Origin of the sequence: Streptomyces rectiviolaceus (genome assembly GCF_039533825.1) — a bacterium.
GTDB classification, from domain to species: domain Bacteria; phylum Actinomycetota; class Actinomycetes; order Streptomycetales; family Streptomycetaceae; genus Streptomyces; species Streptomyces rectiviolaceus.
Window position 1 is genome coordinate 12,384 of sequence record NZ_BAAAUG010000113.1, and the last position, 19,202, is coordinate 31,585.

Annotated in this window: 19 protein-coding genes; 17 read left to right on the forward strand and 2 right to left on the reverse strand. The window is 69.8% G+C overall.

Annotation, left to right across the window (positions count from 1 at the left end):
- The first annotated feature begins 56 nt into the window (after positions 1–56).
- The 3 genes from ABD378_RS28715 to ftsH all read left to right on the forward strand — a co-directional run bounded on the left by ABD378_RS28715 (position 57) and on the right by ftsH (position 6,901).
- Positions 57–2,543: a [protein-PII] uridylyltransferase gene (locus ABD378_RS28715; RefSeq protein ID WP_344525330.1), complete on the forward strand. Its 2,487-nt coding sequence runs from the start codon at positions 57–59 to the stop codon at positions 2,541–2,543.
- A 761-nt stretch (positions 2,544–3,304) separates the two neighbouring features.
- Positions 3,305–4,858 (forward strand): signal recognition particle protein, encoded by a 1,554-nt coding sequence (gene ffh, locus ABD378_RS28720; protein ID WP_344525332.1) that lies wholly within the window; start codon positions 3,305–3,307, stop codon positions 4,856–4,858.
- Positions 4,859–4,963: 105 nt separating this feature from the next.
- On the forward strand, positions 4,964–6,901 hold the full coding sequence (gene ftsH, locus ABD378_RS28725; protein WP_344525334.1) for an ATP-dependent zinc metalloprotease FtsH: 1,938 nt from the start codon (positions 4,964–4,966) through the stop codon (positions 6,899–6,901).
- Here the strand turns inward: ftsH and ABD378_RS28730 are convergent.
- Positions 6,898–7,521 carry a maleylpyruvate isomerase family mycothiol-dependent enzyme gene (locus tag ABD378_RS28730; RefSeq protein ID WP_344525336.1) on the reverse strand — a complete coding sequence of 208 codons (624 nt, stop codon included), beginning with the start codon at positions 7,519–7,521 and terminating at the stop codon, positions 6,898–6,900. The genes ftsH and ABD378_RS28730 overlap by 4 nt on opposite strands.
- A 70-nt stretch (positions 7,522–7,591) precedes the next feature.
- Between ABD378_RS28730 and ABD378_RS28735 the strand changes: the two genes are divergently transcribed.
- A complete protein-coding gene (locus ABD378_RS28735) occupies positions 7,592–8,500 on the forward strand; it encodes a LysR family transcriptional regulator (RefSeq protein ID WP_344525338.1) in 909 nt (302 codons plus the stop codon).
- A 4-nt stretch (positions 8,501–8,504) separates the two neighbouring features.
- Here the strand turns inward: ABD378_RS28735 and ABD378_RS28740 are convergent, their stop codons facing one another.
- On the reverse strand, positions 8,505–9,368 hold the full coding sequence (locus tag ABD378_RS28740) for a class I SAM-dependent methyltransferase (protein ID WP_344525340.1): 864 nt from the start codon (positions 9,366–9,368) through the stop codon (positions 8,505–8,507).
- 216 nt (positions 9,369–9,584) lie between these two features.
- Between ABD378_RS28740 and proS the strand changes: the two genes are divergently transcribed.
- The 13 genes from proS (at position 9,585) to ABD378_RS28805 (ending at position 19,173) form a co-directional block, all read left to right on the forward strand.
- A complete protein-coding gene (proS, locus tag ABD378_RS28745) occupies positions 9,585–11,000 on the forward strand; it encodes a proline--tRNA ligase (RefSeq protein WP_344525342.1) in 1,416 nt (471 codons plus the stop codon).
- A gap of 272 nt (positions 11,001–11,272) precedes the next feature.
- Positions 11,273–11,869 carry a hypothetical protein gene (locus ABD378_RS28750; protein ID WP_344525344.1) on the forward strand — a complete coding sequence of 199 codons (597 nt, stop codon included), beginning with the start codon at positions 11,273–11,275 and terminating at the stop codon, positions 11,867–11,869.
- A 210-nt stretch (positions 11,870–12,079) separates the two neighbouring features.
- Complete coding sequence (rpsP, locus tag ABD378_RS28755; RefSeq protein ID WP_344525346.1) at positions 12,080–12,517, forward strand: 30S ribosomal protein S16; 438 nt, start codon at positions 12,080–12,082, stop codon at positions 12,515–12,517.
- A gap of 2 nt (positions 12,518–12,519) precedes the next feature.
- Positions 12,520–12,759, forward strand: a complete 240-nt coding sequence (locus tag ABD378_RS28760; RefSeq protein ID WP_030361979.1) for an RNA-binding protein — start codon at positions 12,520–12,522, stop codon at positions 12,757–12,759.
- A 124-nt stretch (positions 12,760–12,883) separates the two neighbouring features.
- Complete coding sequence (rimM, locus tag ABD378_RS28765) at positions 12,884–13,447, forward strand: ribosome maturation factor RimM (RefSeq protein ID WP_344525349.1); 564 nt, start codon at positions 12,884–12,886, stop codon at positions 13,445–13,447.
- On the forward strand, positions 13,447–14,268 hold the full coding sequence (gene trmD / locus ABD378_RS28770; RefSeq protein WP_344525351.1) for a tRNA (guanosine(37)-N1)-methyltransferase TrmD: 822 nt from the start codon (positions 13,447–13,449) through the stop codon (positions 14,266–14,268). Before rimM ends, trmD begins: the two co-directional genes overlap by 1 nt.
- 132 nt (positions 14,269–14,400) lie before the next feature.
- Entirely contained in the window at positions 14,401–14,751 is a 351-nt protein-coding gene (gene rplS / locus ABD378_RS28775; RefSeq protein ID WP_344525353.1) for a 50S ribosomal protein L19, read from the forward strand.
- A gap of 45 nt (positions 14,752–14,796) precedes the next feature.
- Positions 14,797–15,516: a signal peptidase I gene (lepB, locus tag ABD378_RS28780; RefSeq protein ID WP_344525355.1), complete on the forward strand. Its 720-nt coding sequence runs from the start codon at positions 14,797–14,799 to the stop codon at positions 15,514–15,516.
- On the forward strand, positions 15,509–16,594 hold the full coding sequence (gene lepB / locus ABD378_RS28785; protein WP_344525357.1) for a signal peptidase I: 1,086 nt from the start codon (positions 15,509–15,511) through the stop codon (positions 16,592–16,594). The genes lepB (ABD378_RS28780) and lepB (ABD378_RS28785) overlap by 8 nt, the downstream gene beginning before the upstream one ends.
- Complete coding sequence (gene lepB, locus ABD378_RS28790) at positions 16,479–17,450, forward strand: signal peptidase I (protein ID WP_344525359.1); 972 nt, start codon at positions 16,479–16,481, stop codon at positions 17,448–17,450. Before lepB (ABD378_RS28785) ends, lepB (ABD378_RS28790) begins: the two co-directional genes overlap by 116 nt.
- 80 nt (positions 17,451–17,530) lie before the next feature.
- Positions 17,531–18,298 (forward strand): signal peptidase I, encoded by a 768-nt coding sequence (gene lepB / locus ABD378_RS28795; RefSeq protein WP_344525361.1) that lies wholly within the window; start codon positions 17,531–17,533, stop codon positions 18,296–18,298.
- Positions 18,288–18,809 carry an NUDIX hydrolase gene (locus tag ABD378_RS28800; protein ID WP_344525363.1) on the forward strand — a complete coding sequence of 174 codons (522 nt, stop codon included), beginning with the start codon at positions 18,288–18,290 and terminating at the stop codon, positions 18,807–18,809. The genes lepB (ABD378_RS28795) and ABD378_RS28800 overlap by 11 nt, the downstream gene beginning before the upstream one ends.
- A 55-nt stretch (positions 18,810–18,864) precedes the next feature.
- A complete protein-coding gene (locus ABD378_RS28805) occupies positions 18,865–19,173 on the forward strand; it encodes a DUF2469 domain-containing protein (RefSeq protein WP_003965949.1) in 309 nt (102 codons plus the stop codon).
- The last annotated feature ends 29 nt before the right edge of the window (positions 19,174–19,202 follow it).

Sequence of the window (19,202 nt, forward strand, 5' to 3'; positions counted from 1 at the left end):
GCTACCAGAGCTGAGCGGAACTGAGCGGACTGAGCGGGACTGACAGGAGCTGCTGGGTGACGAGTGTGGACGTACGTACCGAATCGGAATCGGAAGACTCCGGACCCAGCGGCTATGCGGCGGCCCGGCTGCGCCTCCTTCAAGGGGATGCGCGGTCCGGGCCGCCGCGCCGTTCGGCCCTCGCCGACCTCACGGACGACTGGCTGACCGGACTCTTCACGGGCGGGGGCGCGCCGCGCGGTGTCTCGCTGGTCGCCGTCGGCGGCTACGGAAGAGGCGAGCTTTCGCCGCGCAGCGATCTGGATCTGCTGCTGCTGCACGACGGCAGCGCGGACGCCGGTGAGGTGGCGGCCCTGGCGGACCGCATCTGGTATCCCATCTGGGATCTCGGGCTCGCGCTCGATCACTCCGTGCGGACGCCGGCGGAGGCGCGCAAGACCGCCGGCGAGGATCTCAAGGTGCAGCTGGGGCTGCTCGACGCGCGGCACGTCGTGGGCGATCTCGGTCTTACCGCCGGGCTGCGTACGGCGGTGCTCGCCGACTGGCGCAACCTCGCGCCGAAGCGGCTGCCCGAGCTGCGGGAGCTGTGCGAGGAACGGGCCGAGCGGCAGGGGGAGTTGAACTATCTCCTGGAGCCGGACCTGAAGGAGGCGCGGGGTGGCTTGCGGGATGCGACTGCCTTGCGGGCCGTCGCCGCCTCGTGGCTGGCTGACGCGCCTCGGGAGGGGCTCTCCGATGCCCGGCGGCGGTTGCTCGACGTCCGGGACGCGCTGCATCTGACGACGGGGCGGGCCACAGACCGGCTCGCCCTTCAGGAGCAGGACCAAGTGGCCGCCGAATTGGGTCTGTTGGACGCCGACACGCTGCTCCGGCAGGTGTACGAGTCCGCTCGCACCGTCTCGTACGCGAGTGACGTGACGTGGCGCGAGGTGGGCAGGGTGCTGCGGTCCCGGTCCGTGCGGCCTCGGCTGCGGGCGATGCTGGGGGGCGGCAAGGGGGCGGCGGTGGCCGAGCGCTCGCCGCTCGCCGAGGGAGTGGTGGAGCAGGACGGGGAGGTGGTTCTCGCGCGGGCGGCTCGGCCCGAGCGGGATCCCGTGCTGCCGCTTCGGGCGGCTGCCGCGGCGGCCCAGGCCGGGCTGCCCCTGTCGCTCCACGCGGTGCGCAGGATGGCGGCGGCCGTGCGGCCCTTGCCCACGCCGTGGCCCGCGGAGGCCCGGGAGCAGTTGGTGACGCTGCTCGGGGCCGGGCGGCCCACGGTCGAGGTGTGGGAGGCGCTGGAGGCCGAGGGTCTCATCACCCGGTTGCTGCCCGACTGGGAGCGGGTGCGGTGCAGGCCGCAGCGCAATGCCGTGCATACGTGGACGGTCGACCGGCATCTGGTGGAGACGGCGGTGCGGGCCTCGGAGCTGACCCGGCGTGTGGGGCGTCCCGACCTGTTGCTGGTGGCAGGGCTGCTGCACGACATCGGGAAGGGCTGGCCGGGAGATCACTCCGTGGCCGGGGAGATCATCGCCCGGGACGTCGCCGCCCGGATCGGCTTCGACCGGGGTGACGTGACGGTCCTCGCGACCCTGGTCCGGCACCACCTGCTGCTGATCGAGACGGCCACGCGGCGGGACCTCGACGACCCGGCCACGGTGCGGGCCGTCGCGGACGCGGTGGGCTCACTGGGGACGCTGGAGCTGTTGCACGCGCTGACGGAGGCGGACGCGCTGGCCACCGGCCCCGCGGCCTGGTCCGCCTGGCGTGGTTCGCTCGTCGCCGATCTGGTGAAGCGGGTGGGGGCGGTGCTGTCGGGGGACGAGCCGGAGGGCGTGGAGGACGTCGCTCCTACCGCCGAGCAGGAGCGGCTCGCGGTGGAGGCGTTCCGTACGGGCGGGCCGGTGCTGGCGCTGCGGGCGCAGACGGAGGGGCCTGGGCCTGTGGGTGAGGCTTCGGGGGAGCCCGAGCCGCTGGGCGTGGAGCTGATCATCGCGGTGCCGGATCAGCCGGGCGTGCTGTCGGCTGTCGCGGGCGTGCTTGCCATGCATCGGCTTGCTGTGCGGACGGCGGAGTTGCGGGGGGTGGGCTTGCAGGGGGTGGGGTTGGCGTCCGGGCCGTCGTCCGGGCTTGAGGACTCCGTGCTGCTGCTGAACTGGCGGGTCGCGGCGGAGTACGGGTCGTTGCCGCAGGCCGCGCGCCTGCGGTCGGATCTGGTGCGGGCGCTTGACGGCTCCCTGGACATCGCGTCGCGGTTGGCGGAGCGGGACGCTGCGTACCCGAGGCGCCGGGGGACGGTGGCGCCACCGCCGCGCGTGACGGTGGCTCCGGCGGGCTCGCGGCTCGCGACGGTGATCGAGGTGCGGGCGCAGGATGCTCCGGGGCTGCTGCACCGGATCGGGCGGGCGTTGGAGTCGGCGGGGGTTGTGGTGCGGAGTGCGCATGTGTCGACGCTGGGGGCGAATGCGGTGGACGCGTTCTACGTGACGGGGGATGGGGCTCCGCTTTCGGGGGAGCGGGCTGTGGGGGTGGCTCGGGCTGTGGAGGAGGTGTTGCGGGGGTAGGGGGGTGGGTGTGGTGGCGCGGGCGGCTACGGGTACGTCCGTGCTTCGGGGCTGCACCGGCTGTGGGTGCGGGGCCGTGCCGGTATGTCCGTCCTCGCTATCGTCCGGTGACCGCAGGGCTACTTCGGCCCCGGAGTCCCGCGAACCGTGCTCCGGGCGGACATACCGGCACGTCCCCTCGCGTGCGCTGCCGACTGCGGCGAGGGTTCGTCTGTGGGTGCGGTGCCGTGCCGGTATGTCCGTCCTCGCTATCGTCCGGTGGCCGCGTGGCTGCTTCGGCCCCGGAGCGCCGGGAGCCGTGCTCCGGGCGGACATACCGCCACGTCCCCTCGCGAGCGTCGCCGACTGCGGATGAGTCGTGGGCCTGCTTCTGTGGCTGGTGGAACATCGCAACCTGCCGGCGTGCACGGCCCACCCCATCGCCTACGCACCCACCCCAGGCCTGAAGGCCCTCCCCTCCCACCCCACGACGCAGATCACCCGCCCACCCCCACTCCCTTACGCGCCCCCTGGCACCGCGGGGCAATCGGGCGGGTGGGTGGGAAAGCTTGTTCGTTCAGGGGCGGATGCGGGGTGAACGGGTGGGTGGGTGGGAGAGGCTGTTCGGTGGCCCACCGCGGGGTGCGGGATGAGGCGCCCACCCCGCACCCCGGGGGTGCACACGTACCGGCCCCGACGCTGCGGCCCCGCCCGCCCGGCGGGACAGATACCCTGGAGGGCGACCTATCCGCCCGCCCCCGACCCGAGGATTCGCGACCGCCGTGTTCGACACTCTCTCCGACCGCCTCGCAGCGACATTCAAGAACCTCCGGGGCAAGGGCCGCCTGTCCGAGGCGGACATCGACGCCACGGCGCGCGAGATCCGCATCGCCCTGCTCGAGGCGGACGTCGCCCTCCCCGTCGTCCGGGCCTTCATCAAGCAGGTCAAGGAGCGCGCCGCCGGGGTCGAGGTCTCCCAGGCCCTGAACCCCGCCCAGCAGGTCATCAAGATCGTCAACGAGGAGCTCGTAGGCATCCTCGGCGGCGAGACGCGACGCCTGCGGTTCGCCAAGAACCCGCCGACCGTCATCATGCTCGCCGGTCTGCAGGGTGCCGGTAAGACCACCCTCGCCGGAAAGCTCGGCCTCTGGCTGAAGGGGCAGGGCCACTCCCCGCTCCTCGTGGCGTGTGACCTTCAGCGCCCCAACGCCGTGAACCAGCTGTCCGTCGTCGCCGAGCGTGCGGGCGTCGGCGTCTACGCCCCCGAGCCGGGCAACGGCGTAGGTGACCCGGTCAAGGTCGCCAAGGACTCGATCGAGTTCGCCAAGACCAAGCAGTACGACGTCGTCATCGTCGACACCGCCGGACGCCTCGGCATCGACCAGGAGCTGATGCAGCAGGCCGCGGACATCCGCGACGCCGTCAGCCCGGACGAGGTCCTCTTCGTCGTCGACGCCATGATCGGTCAGGACGCCGTGAACACGGCGGAGTCCTTCCGTGACGGCGTCGGCTTCGATGGCGTCGTCCTGTCGAAGCTCGATGGTGACGCCCGTGGTGGTGCCGCGCTCTCCATTGCGCAGGTCACCGGCCGTCAGATCATGTTCGCCTCCAACGGCGAGAAGCTGGACGACTTCGACGCGTTCCACCCGGACCGCATGGCGTCCCGCATCCTCGGCATGGGCGACATGCTCACGCTGATCGAGAAGGCCGAGCAGACCTTCTCCCAGCAAGAGGCCGAGAAGATGGCCTCCAAGCTGGCGAGCAGCAAGGGCAAGGACTTCACGCTCGACGACTTCCTGGCCCAGATGGAGCAGGTCCGGAAGATGGGCAGCATCAGCAAGCTGCTCGGGATGATGCCCGGCATGGGGCAGATCAAGGACCAGATCAACAACCTGGACGAGCGGGACGTCGACCGCACCGCCGCGATCATCAAGTCGATGACGCCCGCCGAGCGGGCGGACGCGGCGATCATCAATGGCTCGCGCCGCGCTCGTATCGCCAAGGGCTCCGGTGTCGAGGTCAGCGCCGTCAAGAACCTGGTCGAGCGCTTCTTCGAGGCCCGCAAGATGATGTCGCGGATGGCCCAGGGCGGCGGAATGCCGGGTATGCCCGGGATGCCGGGCATGGGTGGCGGCGCCGGCAAGCAGAAGAAGAAGCAGAAGCAGGCCAAGGGCAAGCAGCGCTCCGGCAACCCGATGAAGCGCAAGCAGCAGGAGCTTGAGGACGCCAACCGCCGCGAGCAGGCGGCTCAGGAGGGTGGCGCCTTCGGTCTGCCCGCGGGCCAGCAGGCGCAGGACTTCGAGCTGCCGGACGAGTTCAAGAAGTTCATGGGCTGACGCTCGCATCTCGTACGCCGCCTGGGGCGCCCCTCTCCGTCGAGGGGCGCCCCAGGCGTTTTCGGAGCAGGTGCCCAGCCTCTGTTTGTGTCGTAACGTCCGGATATGAGCAACCCTGTGCCGCCGCGCCAGGCGCCCGACCAGCCATGGCGCTCCGAGGGCGCGCCCCCTCCCGAGCCCAAGCCGCCGCCCAAGAAGAAGATGCCGGGCGGGTGGGGCGGGCTCATCCTCACCGCGCTCATCGTCTATCTCATCGCCAACCTCGTACTCTCCTTCTTCAACGAGGGCGACGAGCCGACGATCTCGTACACGGAGTTCAGCAAGCAGGTCGACTCCGGGAACGTCACGAAGATCTACTCCAAGGGCGACGCGATCCAGGGGCAGCTCAAGAAGGAGCAGCCGAAGCCGGGCGACGAGAAGGGGAACTACACCAAGTTCATCACCCAGCGCCCCGCCTTCGCCGACGACAAACTCTGGGACGACCTCACCAAGCACGACGTCACCGTCACCGCCGAGCCGGTCGTCCAGGAGCGCAGCTTCCTCGCCAATCTGCTCATCTCGCTCGCCCCGATGCTGCTCCTGGTCGTCCTGTGGATCTTCATCGCCCGGCGGATGAGCTCGGGCATGGGCGGCGCGGGCGGCATGCTGGGACGCAAGGCGCCGCCGAAGCCGGTGGAGCTCGAACCCGGCGACAAGCGCACCACCTTCGAGGACGTGGCGGGCATCGACGAGGTCGAGGGCGAGCTCAGCGACGTCGTCGACTTCCTGAAGAATCCCGCCGCCTACCGCGAGATGGGCGCCAAGATGCCGCGGGGCGTGCTGCTCGCGGGCCTGCCCGGCACCGGCAAGACGCTGCTCGCGCGGGCCGTCGCCGGTGAGGCGGGCGTGCCCTTCTTCTCGGCGTCGGCCTCGGAGTTCATCGAGATGATCGTGGGCGTCGGCGCATCGCGCGTACGTGAACTCTTCGCCGAGGCAAGGAAAGTCGCGCCGTCCATCATCTTCATCGACGAGATCGACACCATCGGTCGGGCGCGTGGCGGCGGCAGCGGGATGGGCGGGCACGACGAGCGCGAGCAGACGCTGAACCAGATTCTCACCGAGATGGATGGTTTCTCGGGGTCCGAGGGCGTCATCGTCCTCGCGGCCACCAACCGCGCCGACATCCTCGACCCCGCCCTGACCCGCCCCGGACGCTTCGACCGGGTCGTCACCGTCAGCCCGCCCGACCGCGGCGGACGCGAGGCCATCCTCGAGATCCACACCCGCGAGATCCCGATGGCGAGCGACACCGACCTCGCCCAGGTCGCCCGTACGACACCGGGGATGACCGGCGCGGAACTCGCCAACCTCGCCAACGAAGCCGCCCTGCTCGCCGTCAAGCGCAAGCAGAAGGAAGTGACGCAGGCGGACCTCTCCGAGGCGCTCGAGAAGGTCCAGCTGGGCGCCGAGCGGCCGCTGGTCATGCCCGACGAGGAGCGGCGGCGCACGGCGTACCACGAGAGCGGGCACGCGCTTCTTGGGATGTTGCAACCCGGTGCCGACCCGGTCCGGAAGATCACCATCGTGCCCCGTGGGCGCGCTCTCGGCGTCACGCTGTCGACCCCGGACGCCGACAAGTACGCGTACACGGAGGAGTATCTGCGCGGCCGCATCGTCGGGGCCCTGGGCGGCATGGCGGCCGAGCACGTCGTCTTCGACGTCATCACCACGGGCGCCGAGAGCGACCTCGAACAGGTCACCAACATCGCCCGCGGCATGGTCGGCCGCTGGGGCATGAGCGAGCGCGTGGGCCGCCTCTCCGCGCTGCCGAACGACGCCCAGCAGGCCTACGGTCTCTCGGCCGCCCCGGGCACCCTCGACACGATCGACCACGAGATGCGGCGGATCGTCGACGAGTGCTACGAGAGCGCCTGCAGGCAACTACGGGACCACCGGGGCCAGCTGGACGCCCTGGCCGCCGCGCTCCTGGAGAACGAGACGCTGGAGGAGGAAGCGGCGTACCGGGTCGCCGGCATCACGCGGCTCACCAAGGACGCCGACTAGACCACCTCGGTGGCGAAGCGGCTCTGAAGCTCCCCCCGGAGGCGGCCCGGGGGGAGCTTCCTGCCGTACAGGACGAGGAGAAGGTCCTGCGCGGCGCCGGTCAGGGGAGTGCCGGTGCCGTAACTCCAGTCGAGGTCGTCGGCGCACAGCTTGACGCCGCCGACGTCCGCCCCGAAGAACTTGGTGCTCTTGGGCGTGACCTTCTTAAGAAGGACGCGTACGCGGTCCAGGGGAACCCTGCGCCCGAGCCCGAGCGCGACCGAGATGTCCAGGCCGTGCACCACGTCGTGACCCAGCGCCCCTTCGATCCCGGCCAGGGGCGGCTGCCAGGGATGGTCCGCGTTGTCCCTGAGGAACGCGGCGAGTTGACCGGTCGAGTGGGCCGCGGCGTCCTTGCGGGCGCAGCGGTCGGTCATCCGGTGGAGACTCCCACGTGCCTTGACGAGTTCGGCGAGGGTCTTCGGAAGCGAGTAGCGGAATCCCAGCGACATATGGGCCGCCACTTCCCGGACCCGCCACCCCGCGCACAGGGTCGGCGCCTCCCACTGAGCGGGCGACAAGTCGTCGAGCAGGGCGGCGAGTTCATGGCGTTCGGCGGCGACAGCGGTTCTGATGTCCACTCCTCCAGGGTGTCGAGCACCTCGCCATAAGTCCAAGAGCTGGATCTTCTGGCAGCTAGCATGCCCAGTTATGGAACTCCGCCAGCTCCAGTACTTCGTCGCCGTGGCTGAGGAGGCCGGCTTCACCCGCGCCGCCGAACGCCTGCACCTGGCCCAGCCAGGCGTGAGCGCCCAGGTCCGGCAGTTGGAGAGGGAGCTCGGGCAGCCGCTCCTCGACCGCTCGGGGCGGTCGGTGACGCTGACGGAGGTGGGCGAGGCCGTCCTGCCGTTCGCGCGGGCCGCGCTCGCCGCGGTCGAGGGCGTGCGGCACACCGCGGACGAGTTCACCGGACTGCTCCGCGGTCAGATCGCGCTCGGCCTGGTGTCCGGCGCGGCCACCCATGAGTTCGACGTGGTCTCCGTCATCGCCGACTTCCACGACGACCACCCCGGGGTCGAGATCGCCCTCACCGAGGACAGCTCGGACCGGATGCTGTCCGCGGTGCGCGGCGGCGAACTCGACATCGCCCTCCTCGGCCTGACGGACGAGGAGCCCCCGCCGGGCATCTCCTGGCAGACGGTGATCGACGAACCCCTGGTGGCCGTCGTGCTCCCGGGCGACGCCCTCCTCGCGCCCGAGGGGCGTACGACCGTTCCGCTGGCCGAGCTCCGGGACCGGCCGCTGATCAGCCTGCCGCGCGGCACCGGCCTGCGCGGCGTGCTCGACCGTGCCTGCGCCCAGGCAGGCATCCGGCCCCGCATCGCCTTCGAGGCGGCCGCCCCGCAGGTCCTGGTGCAACTCGTCGTCCGCGGCCTGGGCGTGGCCGTCCTGCCCGCGCTCGAACCGCGTACAGCGGCCGCGTACGGGCTGCGGACACTGGAGATCACCGATCCCCGGCCCCGGGGCAGGATCGCCCTGACCTGGCGCACGGACGGGCCCGCGAGCCCAGCGGCCAGGGCGCTGCTCGACCGCCTTCGAACGGCGCTGGGCGGAAGCTAGCCCGCTACCGCGTACGCGCGATCAAGTACCGGAACACGTTCGGCATCCACACGGTCCCGTCGCGCCGCTTGTGCGGATGCAGGGCCTCCGTCAGCTCCTTGTCGACCTGCACCTGATCCGTCGCGCCCACCGCCGCGTCGAACAGTCCCGTGGAGAGCAGACCGCGCACCGCGCTGTCCGTGTCCGCGTACCCGAAGGGGCACGCCACGCGTCCCGAGCCGTCCGGCTTGAGGCCCGCACGCTGGGCGACCTCCTCCAGGTCGTCACGGAGCGCGGGGCGCCAACTTCCCGTATTACGGAGCGGGTCGGCGAGTTTGGTCGCCACCCTCAGTACAGAAGAGGTCGTGCAGCGCTCCGGCGGACCCCATCCGGCGAGGACCACGGGGGTGCCGCTCCCGGTCAGCGGGACGGTGGCCTCCAGGAGCCCGGAGAGGCCCTCGGAGTCGCCCGCCATGCAGCCGATCGGCTGGAACGCGGTCACCATGTTGAAAGCGGGCGCATCCGGCCCCGATACGTCATCGGGGCCGCCCTCCATGAGCCGGGTGTCTCCGTGCGGTCGTGCGTCCGGGCTCGTGTCGGGCAACAGGCGCTCGCGCGCCAGGGCGAGCCGTTCGGGCGACGAGGGGTCGACGCCGGTGACCGACGCGCCCCGTGAAGCCGCCATCAGGAGGGCGAGTCCGGAACCGCAGCCGAGGCCGAGAAGCCGCGTTCCGCTGCCTACTTCGAGTCGTTCGTACACCGCTTCATAGAGCGGGACCAGCATCCGTTCCTGGATCTCCGCCCAGTCACGCGCGCGTGCGCACCGGTCCACGCCACGGGGGGTCGTGCCCGCGCGGGGGAGGTGCGGCTGCGCGAGTGTAGGTGTCATCGAAAGCGCCCCAATCCGCCGAGAGTTGCTGGAGTGTCGTATTCAAACGGTTCGTCCGCCCCCGTGCAGTGCGCTCGCACTCCCCCCGTATGCCAGAGAACTCCGCATCCGTCGTGGCGTCCAGAGGTTGTGGGGCAATGCTTGCGTGCCACCGTTGTGCGCCCCCTGGAGGAATTCAATTCACGCTCTCCGGAGGCCCGCCGTACCATGCGCGCCATGGCTAAGGCACCCGTTCTCACGCCCCGCGCGGAAGACTTCCCGCGCTGGTACCAGGATCTGATCAACAAGGCCGAGCTGGCCGACAACGGGCCGGTGCGCGGCACCATGGTGATCCGACCGTACGGCTACGGCCTGTGGGAACGCATGCAGCAGGACATGGACGCCCGTATCAAGGAGACGGGTACCCAGAACGCGTACTTCCCGCTCCTCATCCCCCAGTCGTACCTGACCAGGGAGGCCGAGCACGTCGAAGGCTTCGCCCCCGAACTGGCCGTCGTCACGCACGGCGGGGGCAAGGAGCTGGAGGAGCCGGTCGTCATCCGCCCCACCTCCGAGACGATCATCAACGAGTACTTCTCCAAGTGGGTGCAGAGCTACCGCGACCTGCCGCTCCTGATCAACCAGTGGGCGAACGTGGTCCGTTGGGAACTGCGGCCCCGGCTCTTCCTGCGGACGTCGGAGTTCCTCTGGCAGGAAGGCCACACGGCTCACGCGACGTACGAAGAGGCACGCGATTTCGCGGCCCGCATCCACAAGGACGTCTATGGGGCCTTCATGCGGGACGTCCTCGCGATGGACTTCGTCCTGGGCCGCAAGACCGCCCAGGAGCGCTTCGCGGGCGCCATCAACACCCTCACCCTCGAAGGCATGATGGGCGACGGCAAGGCCCTCCAGCTCGGCACCAGCCACGAGCTCGGCCAGAACTTCGCCAGGGCCTTCCATACCCAGTACCTCTCCAAGGAAGGCAAGCAGGAACTCGTCTGGCAGACCTCCTGGGGCAGTACGACGCGGATGATCGGCGCCCTGGTGATGATGCACGGCGACGACAACGGTCTGCGGGTCCCGCCGCGCCTCGCACCCGTCCAGGCCGTCGTGCTGGCCATCAAGGGCGACGACGCGGTGCTCGCCAAGGTCCATGAGATCGGCGACCGCCTGAAGGCCGCGGGAGTGCGCGTCCAGGTCGACGACCGCACGGACACCCCCTTCGGGCGCCGCGCCGTCGACTGGGAGCTCAAGGGGGTGCCGGTCCGCGTCGAGGTCGGCCCGCGCGACCTGGAGAACGGCACCGCGATGCTGGCCCGCCGCATCAGGGGAGGCAAGGAGCCGGTCTCGATCGACTCCCTCGCTGCGCTGCTGCCCACCGTCCTCGAAGAGGACCAGAAGCTGCTCCTGGACCAGGCCCGCGAGCGCCGGGAGTCGCGCACCTCGGACGTCACCACCGTCGACCAGGCCGTTCAGGCCACGGCCGCCGGTGGCTGGGCGCGCATCCCGTGGGCCACGCTCGGCCCGGAGGGCGAGGCGAAGCTGGCCGAGCACTCCGTGTCCGTACGGTGTCTGGTCACGGAGGACGGGGCGGTGCCGGACGCCGATGAGACCCCGGGTAACGTCGCTGTGGTGGCCCGCGCATACTGACGAGCGCGCCTCCGGTACCAGCGCGCTCGTTCTCGGCTCGTACGCCTGCCCAGGCAACACAAGCCCCGGTGTGCGGGGTTGTCCTACGCGCCGGGGCGTACGCGCTACTACGTACCGGCTTGCCATGACCTGCGAGGCTTCTGGGCAGATCAGCGCACCCGCCCTCGTCCGGACGCATCAATGGCACATCAATGGCAACTGACGGGTACGTGCAAATTATTTGGGATGCCCCGGAATGGAACCCCTGGGCACCCCGGCTCGTTGTTCACGACGTGAGCACGACACCACCTGTTCTCGCCGCAGAGCTGGCACAGGCGTGGGCCGATATTCAGCGGCACCACCCCGAGCTGCCCGATCTTGCCGCGCCCGAATCCCTGATCGGAGAGTCGTCGTCCGCCTGCGGCGCCGAACTCTCCTTCGAGCGACTGCTCCATGAGGCAGTCCATGGCATCGCCGCGTCACGCGGCGTACGCGACACCTCACGTGCGGGCCGCTATCACAACCGCAGATTCCTCGCGATCGCCGAGGAGCTGGGCCTTGACCATCCCGAGGAGCCGCACCCCAGCAGCGGCTTCTCGCTGGTCACGCTCAATCCTGAGGCGAGGAAGCGCTACCGCCCGACGATCGAGCGGCTCCAGCGCGCCCTCAAGGCACACACCGCGGCGACCGCCGCCGACACGGCACGCAGCTTCCGGGGCCCGGCCGCCCGGCACGGCTCCTCCGGGGGCGGCGTCCGCGTCAAGGCGGTCTGCGACTGCGGGCGCAATGTCCGCGTGGTCCCGTCGGTGCTCGCCCAGGCGCCCATCGTCTGCGGTGGCTGCGGCAAGCCCTTCCGTATTCCCGAAGTGGTCGGCGCCGTCGCCGGCTGACGGGGCTGAGCTGGAGCTGCGCCGGTCGGGGGCGTCCGGACCGGTTTCGGACGCCCCAGCGACGTATGGCACAATGGCTAGCTGTACTCGACAGCCGCATAGGAACCCTCTCGCCTCCGGCTGACGCGTCCATCGGGCACCCCGAGTACCGCAACCCCACGTGGCATCTCGTTGTGCCCAACCACGTCAAGACCAGGAGACACCACTCCAGTGGCAGTCAAGATCAAGCTGAAGCGTCTGGGCAAGATCCGTGCGCCTCACTACCGCATCGTCGTCGCCGACTCCCGTACCCGCCGTGATGGTCGGGCCATCGAGGAGATCGGCCTGTACCACCCGGTGCAGAACCCCTCGCGCATCGAGGTCAACTCGGAGCGCGCGCAGTACTGGCTCTCCGTCGGCGCTCAGCCGACCGAGCCGGTCATGGCGATCCTGAAGCTCACCGGTGACTGGCAGGCGCACAAGGGCCTTCCGGCCCCGGCGCCGCTGCTCGTCGCGGAGCCCAAGGACAAGCGCGCCGCGTTCGAGGCCTTCACCAAGGGCCTCGAGGGCGACGAGGTCAAGGGTGAGGCCATCACCCAGAAGGCCAAGAAGGCTGACAAGAAGGCGGACGCGGCCGAGGCTGCGCCCACCGAGTCGACCGAGGCCTGAGCATGCTCGAGGAGGCTCTCGAGCACCTCGTGAAGGGCATCGTCGACAACCCCGACGACGTGCAGGTCGCCTCGCGCAACCTGCGCCGGGGGCGTGTGCTCGAGGTCCGGGTCCACCCGGATGACCTCGGCAAGGTGATCGGCCGCAACGGCCGTACCGCGCGCGCTCTGCGGACCGTCGTGGGCGCCATCGGCGGCCGTGGTGTCCGCGTCGACCTCGTCGACGTGGACCAGGTTCACTGAACCACAGGTAGCACCGGCACGGGCCGGGGAGGGCTTCTGGGCCTTCCCCGGCCCGTAGTCGTCTCTAGGCGTCTGCCGTCGTCAACGGTGACCCTTCCGTAGGCACACGACAGGAGAGAAAGCAGTGCAGCTGGTAGTCGCGCGGATCGGCCGCGCCCATGGCATCAAGGGTGACGTCACCGTCGAGGTGCGCACCGACGAGCCGGAGCTGCGGCTCGGGCCCGGCGCCGTCCTCGCCACTGACCCCGCCTCCACGGGGCCGCTGACCATCGAGGCCGGCCGGGTGCACAGCGGCCGCCTGCTGCTGCGCTTCGAGGGCGTACGCGACCGCACGGGCGCCGAAGCGCTGCGCAACACGCTGCTGATCGCGGAGGTCGATCCGGAAGAGCTCCCGGAGGACGAGGACGAGTACTACGACCACCAGCTGATGGACCTCGACATCGTCACCAAGGACGGCGTTGAGGTCGGCCGGATCACCGAGATCTCGCACCTGCCCTCGCAGGACCTGTTCATCGTGGAGCGGCCCGACGGCAGCGAGGTGATGATCCCCTTCGTGGAGGCGATCGTCACCGAGATCGACCTGGAGGAGCAGCGGGCGATCATCGACCCGCCGCCCGGCCTGATCGACGACCGCGCGGAGATCGCCTCCACGAGGGACGACGAGGGTCCCGCGGGGGACGGCGCCTGATGCGGCTCGACGTCGTCACGATCTTCCCCGAGTACCTGGAACCCCTGAACGTCTCCCTCGTCGGCAAGGCACGCGCGCGTGGCCGGCTCGACGTGAACGTGCACGACCTCAGGGAGTGGACGTACGACCGGCACAACACGGTCGACGACACCCCCTACGGCGGCGGCCCCGGCATGGTCATGAAGACCGATCCCTGGGGCGCGGCCCTCGACGACGTGCTCGCCGAGGGGTACGAGGCCGGGGCCCACGGGCCCGTCCTGGTCGTCCCCACGCCCAGCGGGCGCCCCTTCACCCAGGAACTCGCCGTCGAGCTCTCCGAGCGGCCCTGGCTGGTCTTCACGCCCGCGCGCTACGAAGGCATCGACCGCCGCGTCACGGACGAGTACGCGACCCGGATGCCCGTCTACGAGGTGTCGATCGGCGACTACGTCCTCGCGGGCGGCGAGGCGGCCGTCCTGGTCGTCACCGAGGCCGTGGCCCGTCTCCTGCCCGGCGTCCTCGGCAACGCCGAGTCCCACCGCGACGACTCCTTCGCCCCCGGCGCGATGGCGAACCTCCTTGAGGGGCCCGTTTACACGAAGCCCCCGGAGTGGCGCGGTCACGGCATCCCGGACGTGCTGATCAGCGGCCACCACGGCAAGATCGCACGCTGGCGCAGGGACGAGGCGCTGCGGCGCACGGTCCGCAACAGGCCTGACCTGATCGAGCGCTGTGACCCCGCAGCCTTCGACAAGAAGGACCGCGAGATGCTCTCGATCCTGGGGTGGCGGCCGGGCCCCGACGGCCGATTTGGGCGAGACCCCGAGGCCGTGGAAGAATAGGCCGCTGCTGTACGTCCAGCGTGCGCCCCTGCCACAGGGGGAAAGACGCCCGCCCGACGCGAACAGCTATCGAATCCTCATCACGAACTTCCCGCTGATGACCTGTGGCATCAGTGAAGAAAGCAGACGATCATGGCTAACCTGCTCGACTCCGTCGATGGCGCTTCGCTGCGCACCGACATCCCGGCCTTCCGCCCGGGTGACACCGTCAACGTCCACGTCCGCGTCATCGAGGGCAACCGCTCCCGTGTGCAGCAGTTCAAGGGCGTAGTCATCCGTCGCCAGGGTGCCGGCGTGCGCGAGACCTTCACGGTCCGCAAGGTCTCCTTCTCCGTCGGCGTCGAGCGCACCTTCCCGGTGCACACTCCGATCGTCGAGAAGATCGAGCTCGTCAGCCGCGGCGCCGTGCGTCGCGCGAAGCTGTACTACCTCCGTGAGCTGCGCGGCAAGGCCGCGAAGATCAAGGAGAAGCGCGACAACTGAGCTCGCGCACGGGTCCACATCGGAGCCGGATAGCATCTGGCCCCGATGGACACCGAAGCACAGCACACGGAGCGCGACCGCTCCTCCCCACCCACCGATTCCCCGAGCGCCGAGTGCGCCGAGGAATCCGAGGGGGCGGAGGACCGGTCGCGCTCCGGTTTTATGTCGTTCGTCTCCTGGGTGCCCGGCGGCAGAGCCACCCTCACACTGCTGATCTGCGTGGTGTCCTTGCTGCTTGTCAGCACTTTCGTGATGCAGCCGTTCCAGATCCCCAGTGGCTCCATGGAGCCCGCGTTCCGGGTCGGAGACCGGGTACTCGTCAACAAGTTGGCGTACCGTTTCGGTTCCGAGCCGCAGCGAGGTGACGCGGTCGTCTTCGACGGCAGCGGCTACTTCGGGGATGCCGACTACATCAAGCGGGTCGCAGGGGTGGGGGGAGACCGGGTGGTCTGCTGCGACGAGCGGGGGAGGATCAAGGTGAACGGCGAGCCGGTCGACGAGCCGTACCTGTACCCGGGGGACGCCCCCTCGAAGGTGCGCTTCGTCGTGGTCGTCCCCGAAGGCAGCCTGTTCCTGCTCGGTGACCACCGCAGCAACTCCCGTGACTCCCGCGACCACTTGGGCCAGCCCGGCGGCGGCATGATCCCCGTCGACTCCGTGATCGGCCGGGCCGACTGGATCGCCTGGCCCATCGGTCACTGGACGTCTCTGGAGCGTCCCGACAGCTACGCGCGCGTGCCGGCACCAGGCGGCGCGCATGGGTAACCGCGGGCGGACGCGGGCCGCCAGTCACCGGGCCGACACCCGGCTGCCCACCGGATCCCGGCCCACCACAGGTCCCGTACTGCCCGGAAGGGCCGAGCGGCGCAAGCTCGCGCGGAAGGTCAAGCGGCGCAGGCGGCGCTCGGCGATCAAGGAGATACCCCTCCTCATAGGCGTCGCGCTCCTTATAGCCCTGGTCCTGAAGACCTTCCTGGTGCAGGCCTTCGTGATCCCGTCGGGCTCGATGGAGCAGACGATCAAGATCGGCGACCGCGTCCTCGTCGACAAGCTCACCCCGTGGTTCGGTTCCAAGCCCGAGCGCGGCGACGTCGTCGTCTTCGAGGACCCCGGCAACTGGCTCGAGGATGAACAGACCAAGAAGAAGGACGACCCCGTAGTCGTCAAGCAGGTCAAGGAAGGCCTGTCCTTCATCGGACTGCTGCCATCCGACAACGAACGGGACCTGATCAAGCGCGTGGTCGGCGTCGGCGGCGACACCGTGAAGTGCTGTGACAAGAACAAGAAGCTCACGGTCAACGGAGTCCCGCTCACAGAGCCCTACATCAACCCGGGTGATGAGCCCTCGTCCTTCGAGTTCAAGGTGAAGGTCCCCGAAGGGCGCCTCTTCGTCATGGGGGACCACCGCTCCGACTCGGCCGACTCCCGCTTCCACCGCACCGAGAAGTTCAGCGGCACCGTCTCCGAGGACAGCGTGGTGGGGCGCGCGCTCGTCATCGCCTGGCCCTTCGACCACTGGCGCAAACTGGAGGAGCCCGATACGTACGCGTCCGTGCCCGACGCGGGTGCGGGGTCGGACACCGCCCTCGGGTCGTCGCATAGGGTGGCTCCCGGCGATCGATACGGATTGACCGGACTCCCGACCCCTGCGGAACTCCCGCTCGTTATGGGAGTGGTGGGCCTGCATCGCATCAGGAGCGGGCAACAGCACGGACTGAGGAGTGGATGTGGGGGATGTGGCGGTCGGCGCACGATCCGGACACGGTGGGCCCGAGGAGCAGCCAGGGCGATCAGACGAGCCGGAGGGCAAGGCCGCAACGGACGGCGTGAACCCCGGGAGTGACACCGCGGGTGCCGGTCCCGCACCCAGTGATCTTGACGGGAAGCCGGCCAAGGGGGCGAAGAAGTCCCGCTCCTTCTGGAAGGAGCTGCCGCTCCTCATCGGCATCGCGCTGATCCTGGCACTGGTGATCAAGACCTTCCTGGTGCAGGCGTTCTCGATTCCCTCGGACTCGATGCAGAACACGCTCCAGAAGGGCGACCGCGTCCTGGTCGACAAGCTGACACCGTGGTTCGGCTCGGAGCCCGAGCGCGGCGAGGTCGTCGTCTTCAGGGACCCCGGCCACTGGCTGGACGGTGAGCCCACGCCCGACCCGAACGCGATTCAGCGCGTCCTGGGCTGGGTCGGCCTGATGCCGTCCGCCGACGAGAAGGACCTGATCAAGCGGGTCGTCGCGGTCGGCGGCGACACGGTGGAGTGCAAGGGCACTGGTCCGGTGAAGGTCAACGGCAAGGCGCTGAACGAGCCGTACGTCTTCGAGGGCAACACCCCTTGCAGCGTCGACGACCAGGGCGGCCAGTTCAAGATCACCGTTCCCGCGGGCAAAATCTGGGTCATGGGTGACCACCGGCAGAACTCGCTGGACTCCCGCTACCACCAGAACCAGCCCGGCGGCGGCGCCGTTCCCGTGGACAACGTCGTGGGCCGCGCGATCGTGATCGCATGGCCGCCCACCCGCTGGGCGACGCTGCCCAAGCCGGACACCTTCGACCAGTCGGGCATCAACGCCGCGATGAGCGCGGCGCCGGCGGCGCTCGGGCTCGCGGGTGCGGTTCCGGTCGTGCTCTGGCGCAGGCGTCGGCTCACGGTGGCCGCTGCCCAGGCCGCGAGGGTTTCTGGCGGAGGTACCGCCGGGTAGGGTGCCGTCCCAGATCGCTGATCTTCCGTGCGTCTGTTCGTAGGCGTGCGGGGTCGTCTCCGATATGGAGGAGCACTGGGATGAGCAGGACACAACGTACGGACGAGGGCCACGGACGGCTCGGCAGCGTGCTGTCGGGACTGGCCGTGGCCCTCGGCTGTGTGCTCTTCCTGGGAGGCTTCGTCTGGGGCGCCGTCCTGTACCAGCCGTACACCGTGCCCACCGGCTCGATGACGCCGACGATCGGCGCGGGCGACCGGGTCCTGGCCGAGCGGATAGACGGCAGTGAGGTGCGCAGGGGCGACGTCGTCGTCTTCAGGCAGTCGAGCTGGGGCGACCTGCCGATGGTCAAGCGCGTGGTGGGTGTCGGCGGTGATCGGATCTCCTGCTGCACGGACGGCAAGCTGATGGTCAACGGCAGGCAGGTCGCAGAACCGTATCTTCCCGAGGGCAAGGGCGCCGCGGCCACCGGAATCCCGGCCACCACGGTCCCCAAGGGCAACCTCTTCCTGCTCGGTGACGAGCGCAGCGGCTCCCTGGACTCCAGCGTGCACCTGGGTGACTCCAACCACGGCTCCGTGCCGCGCGGTGCGGTGGAGGGGCGGGTCGACGCGGTGGCCTGGCCGACGGACAGGTTCGGGACGCTGGAGCGCCCCGATGGCTTCGCTGACATGCCGGGCGGAATCTCCGCCCCCGGGCCCGTGGGGCTCATGGCGTGGGCGGTGGTGGCCGGTGCCGTCCTCGTCCTGGGCGGGGCCGCGTACGGCCCGGTGGTCAAGCGGATGCGGCGCGGGCGTGAGCGCCCGCAGAGCCGGGATCGCTCGGAGGCGACCGCCCATGTCGGCTGAGCCGCAGCCGGAGGCGCACCCGCAGCCGGAGGCGCTGCGGAGGGTCGCCCGGGTGGTGTTGCTCGACCCGCGGGACCGGATCCTCCTGCTGCACGGCCATGAGCCCGGGGACACGGCGGACGACTGGTGGTTCACGCCGGGTGGCGGTCTGGAGGGCGACGAGACGCATGAACAGGCCGCGCTGAGAGAACTGATGGAAGAGACGGGCATCACCGAGGTCGAGCTCGGACCGGCCCTGTGGCAGCGGATCTGCTCCTTCCCCTTCGCCGGACGGCGCTGGGACCAGGACGAGCGGTACTACCTGGCGCGTACGTCACAGACGTCCACGCAGGCCACAGGGCTGACGGAGCTGGAACGGCGGAGTGTCGCGGGAGCGCGATGGTGGACGTGCCAGGAACTGACCGAGGCACATGAGACGGTGTATCCGACCAGGCTCGCCGAGCTGCTTCGCAGGCTGCTCGACGAGGGTCCTCCGAGCCGGCCCGAGACCCTCGACACGGAAATCGTGTAGAGGCTCCAGGGGCTGACGCACAATAGGGGGACGCACGGCTGAAGGGGAACATGCCATGAGCGCCGAGGACCTCGAGAAGTACGAGACCGAGATGGAGCTGAAGCTCTACCGGGAGTACCGCGATGTCGTCGGTCTGTTCAAATATGTGATCGAGACCGAACGGCGCTTCTATCTCACCAACGACTACGAGATGCAGGTGCACTCGGTCCAGGGTGAGGTTTTCTTCGAGGTGTCCATGGCGGACGCCTGGGTGTGGGACATGTACAGGCCCGCACGGTTCGTGAAGCAGGTGCGCGTCCTCACATTCAAGGACGTGAATATCGAGGAGCTCAACAAGAGCGACCTCGAGCTGCCGGGAGGCTGAGTTCTCGGTTTCTGCTGGTTACCCAGCTC

Coding starts and splice junctions, on each gene's coding strand:
- ABD378_RS28760 (WP_030361979.1), top strand. CDS start 12,520: ATGCTCGAGGAGGCTCTCGAGCACCTCGTGAAGGGCATCGTCGACAAC.
- rplS (WP_344525353.1), top strand. CDS start 14,401: ATGGCTAACCTGCTCGACTCCGTCGATGGCGCTTCGCTGCGCACCGAC.
- lepB (WP_344525361.1), top strand. CDS start 17,531: ATGAGCAGGACACAACGTACGGACGAGGGCCACGGACGGCTCGGCAGC.
- ABD378_RS28805 (WP_003965949.1), top strand. CDS start 18,865: ATGAGCGCCGAGGACCTCGAGAAGTACGAGACCGAGATGGAGCTGAAG.
- lepB (WP_344525355.1), top strand. CDS start 14,797: ATGGACACCGAAGCACAGCACACGGAGCGCGACCGCTCCTCCCCACCC.
- trmD (WP_344525351.1), top strand. CDS start 13,447: ATGCGGCTCGACGTCGTCACGATCTTCCCCGAGTACCTGGAACCCCTG.
- lepB (WP_344525357.1), top strand. CDS start 15,509: ATGGGTAACCGCGGGCGGACGCGGGCCGCCAGTCACCGGGCCGACACC.
- ABD378_RS28800 (WP_344525363.1), top strand. CDS start 18,288: ATGTCGGCTGAGCCGCAGCCGGAGGCGCACCCGCAGCCGGAGGCGCTG.
- ftsH (WP_344525334.1), top strand. CDS start 4,964: ATGAGCAACCCTGTGCCGCCGCGCCAGGCGCCCGACCAGCCATGGCGC.
- ABD378_RS28735 (WP_344525338.1), top strand. CDS start 7,592: ATGGAACTCCGCCAGCTCCAGTACTTCGTCGCCGTGGCTGAGGAGGCC.
- ABD378_RS28740 (WP_344525340.1), bottom strand. CDS start 9,368: ATGACACCTACACTCGCGCAGCCGCACCTCCCCCGCGCGGGCACGACC.
- proS (WP_344525342.1), top strand. CDS start 9,585: ATGGCTAAGGCACCCGTTCTCACGCCCCGCGCGGAAGACTTCCCGCGC.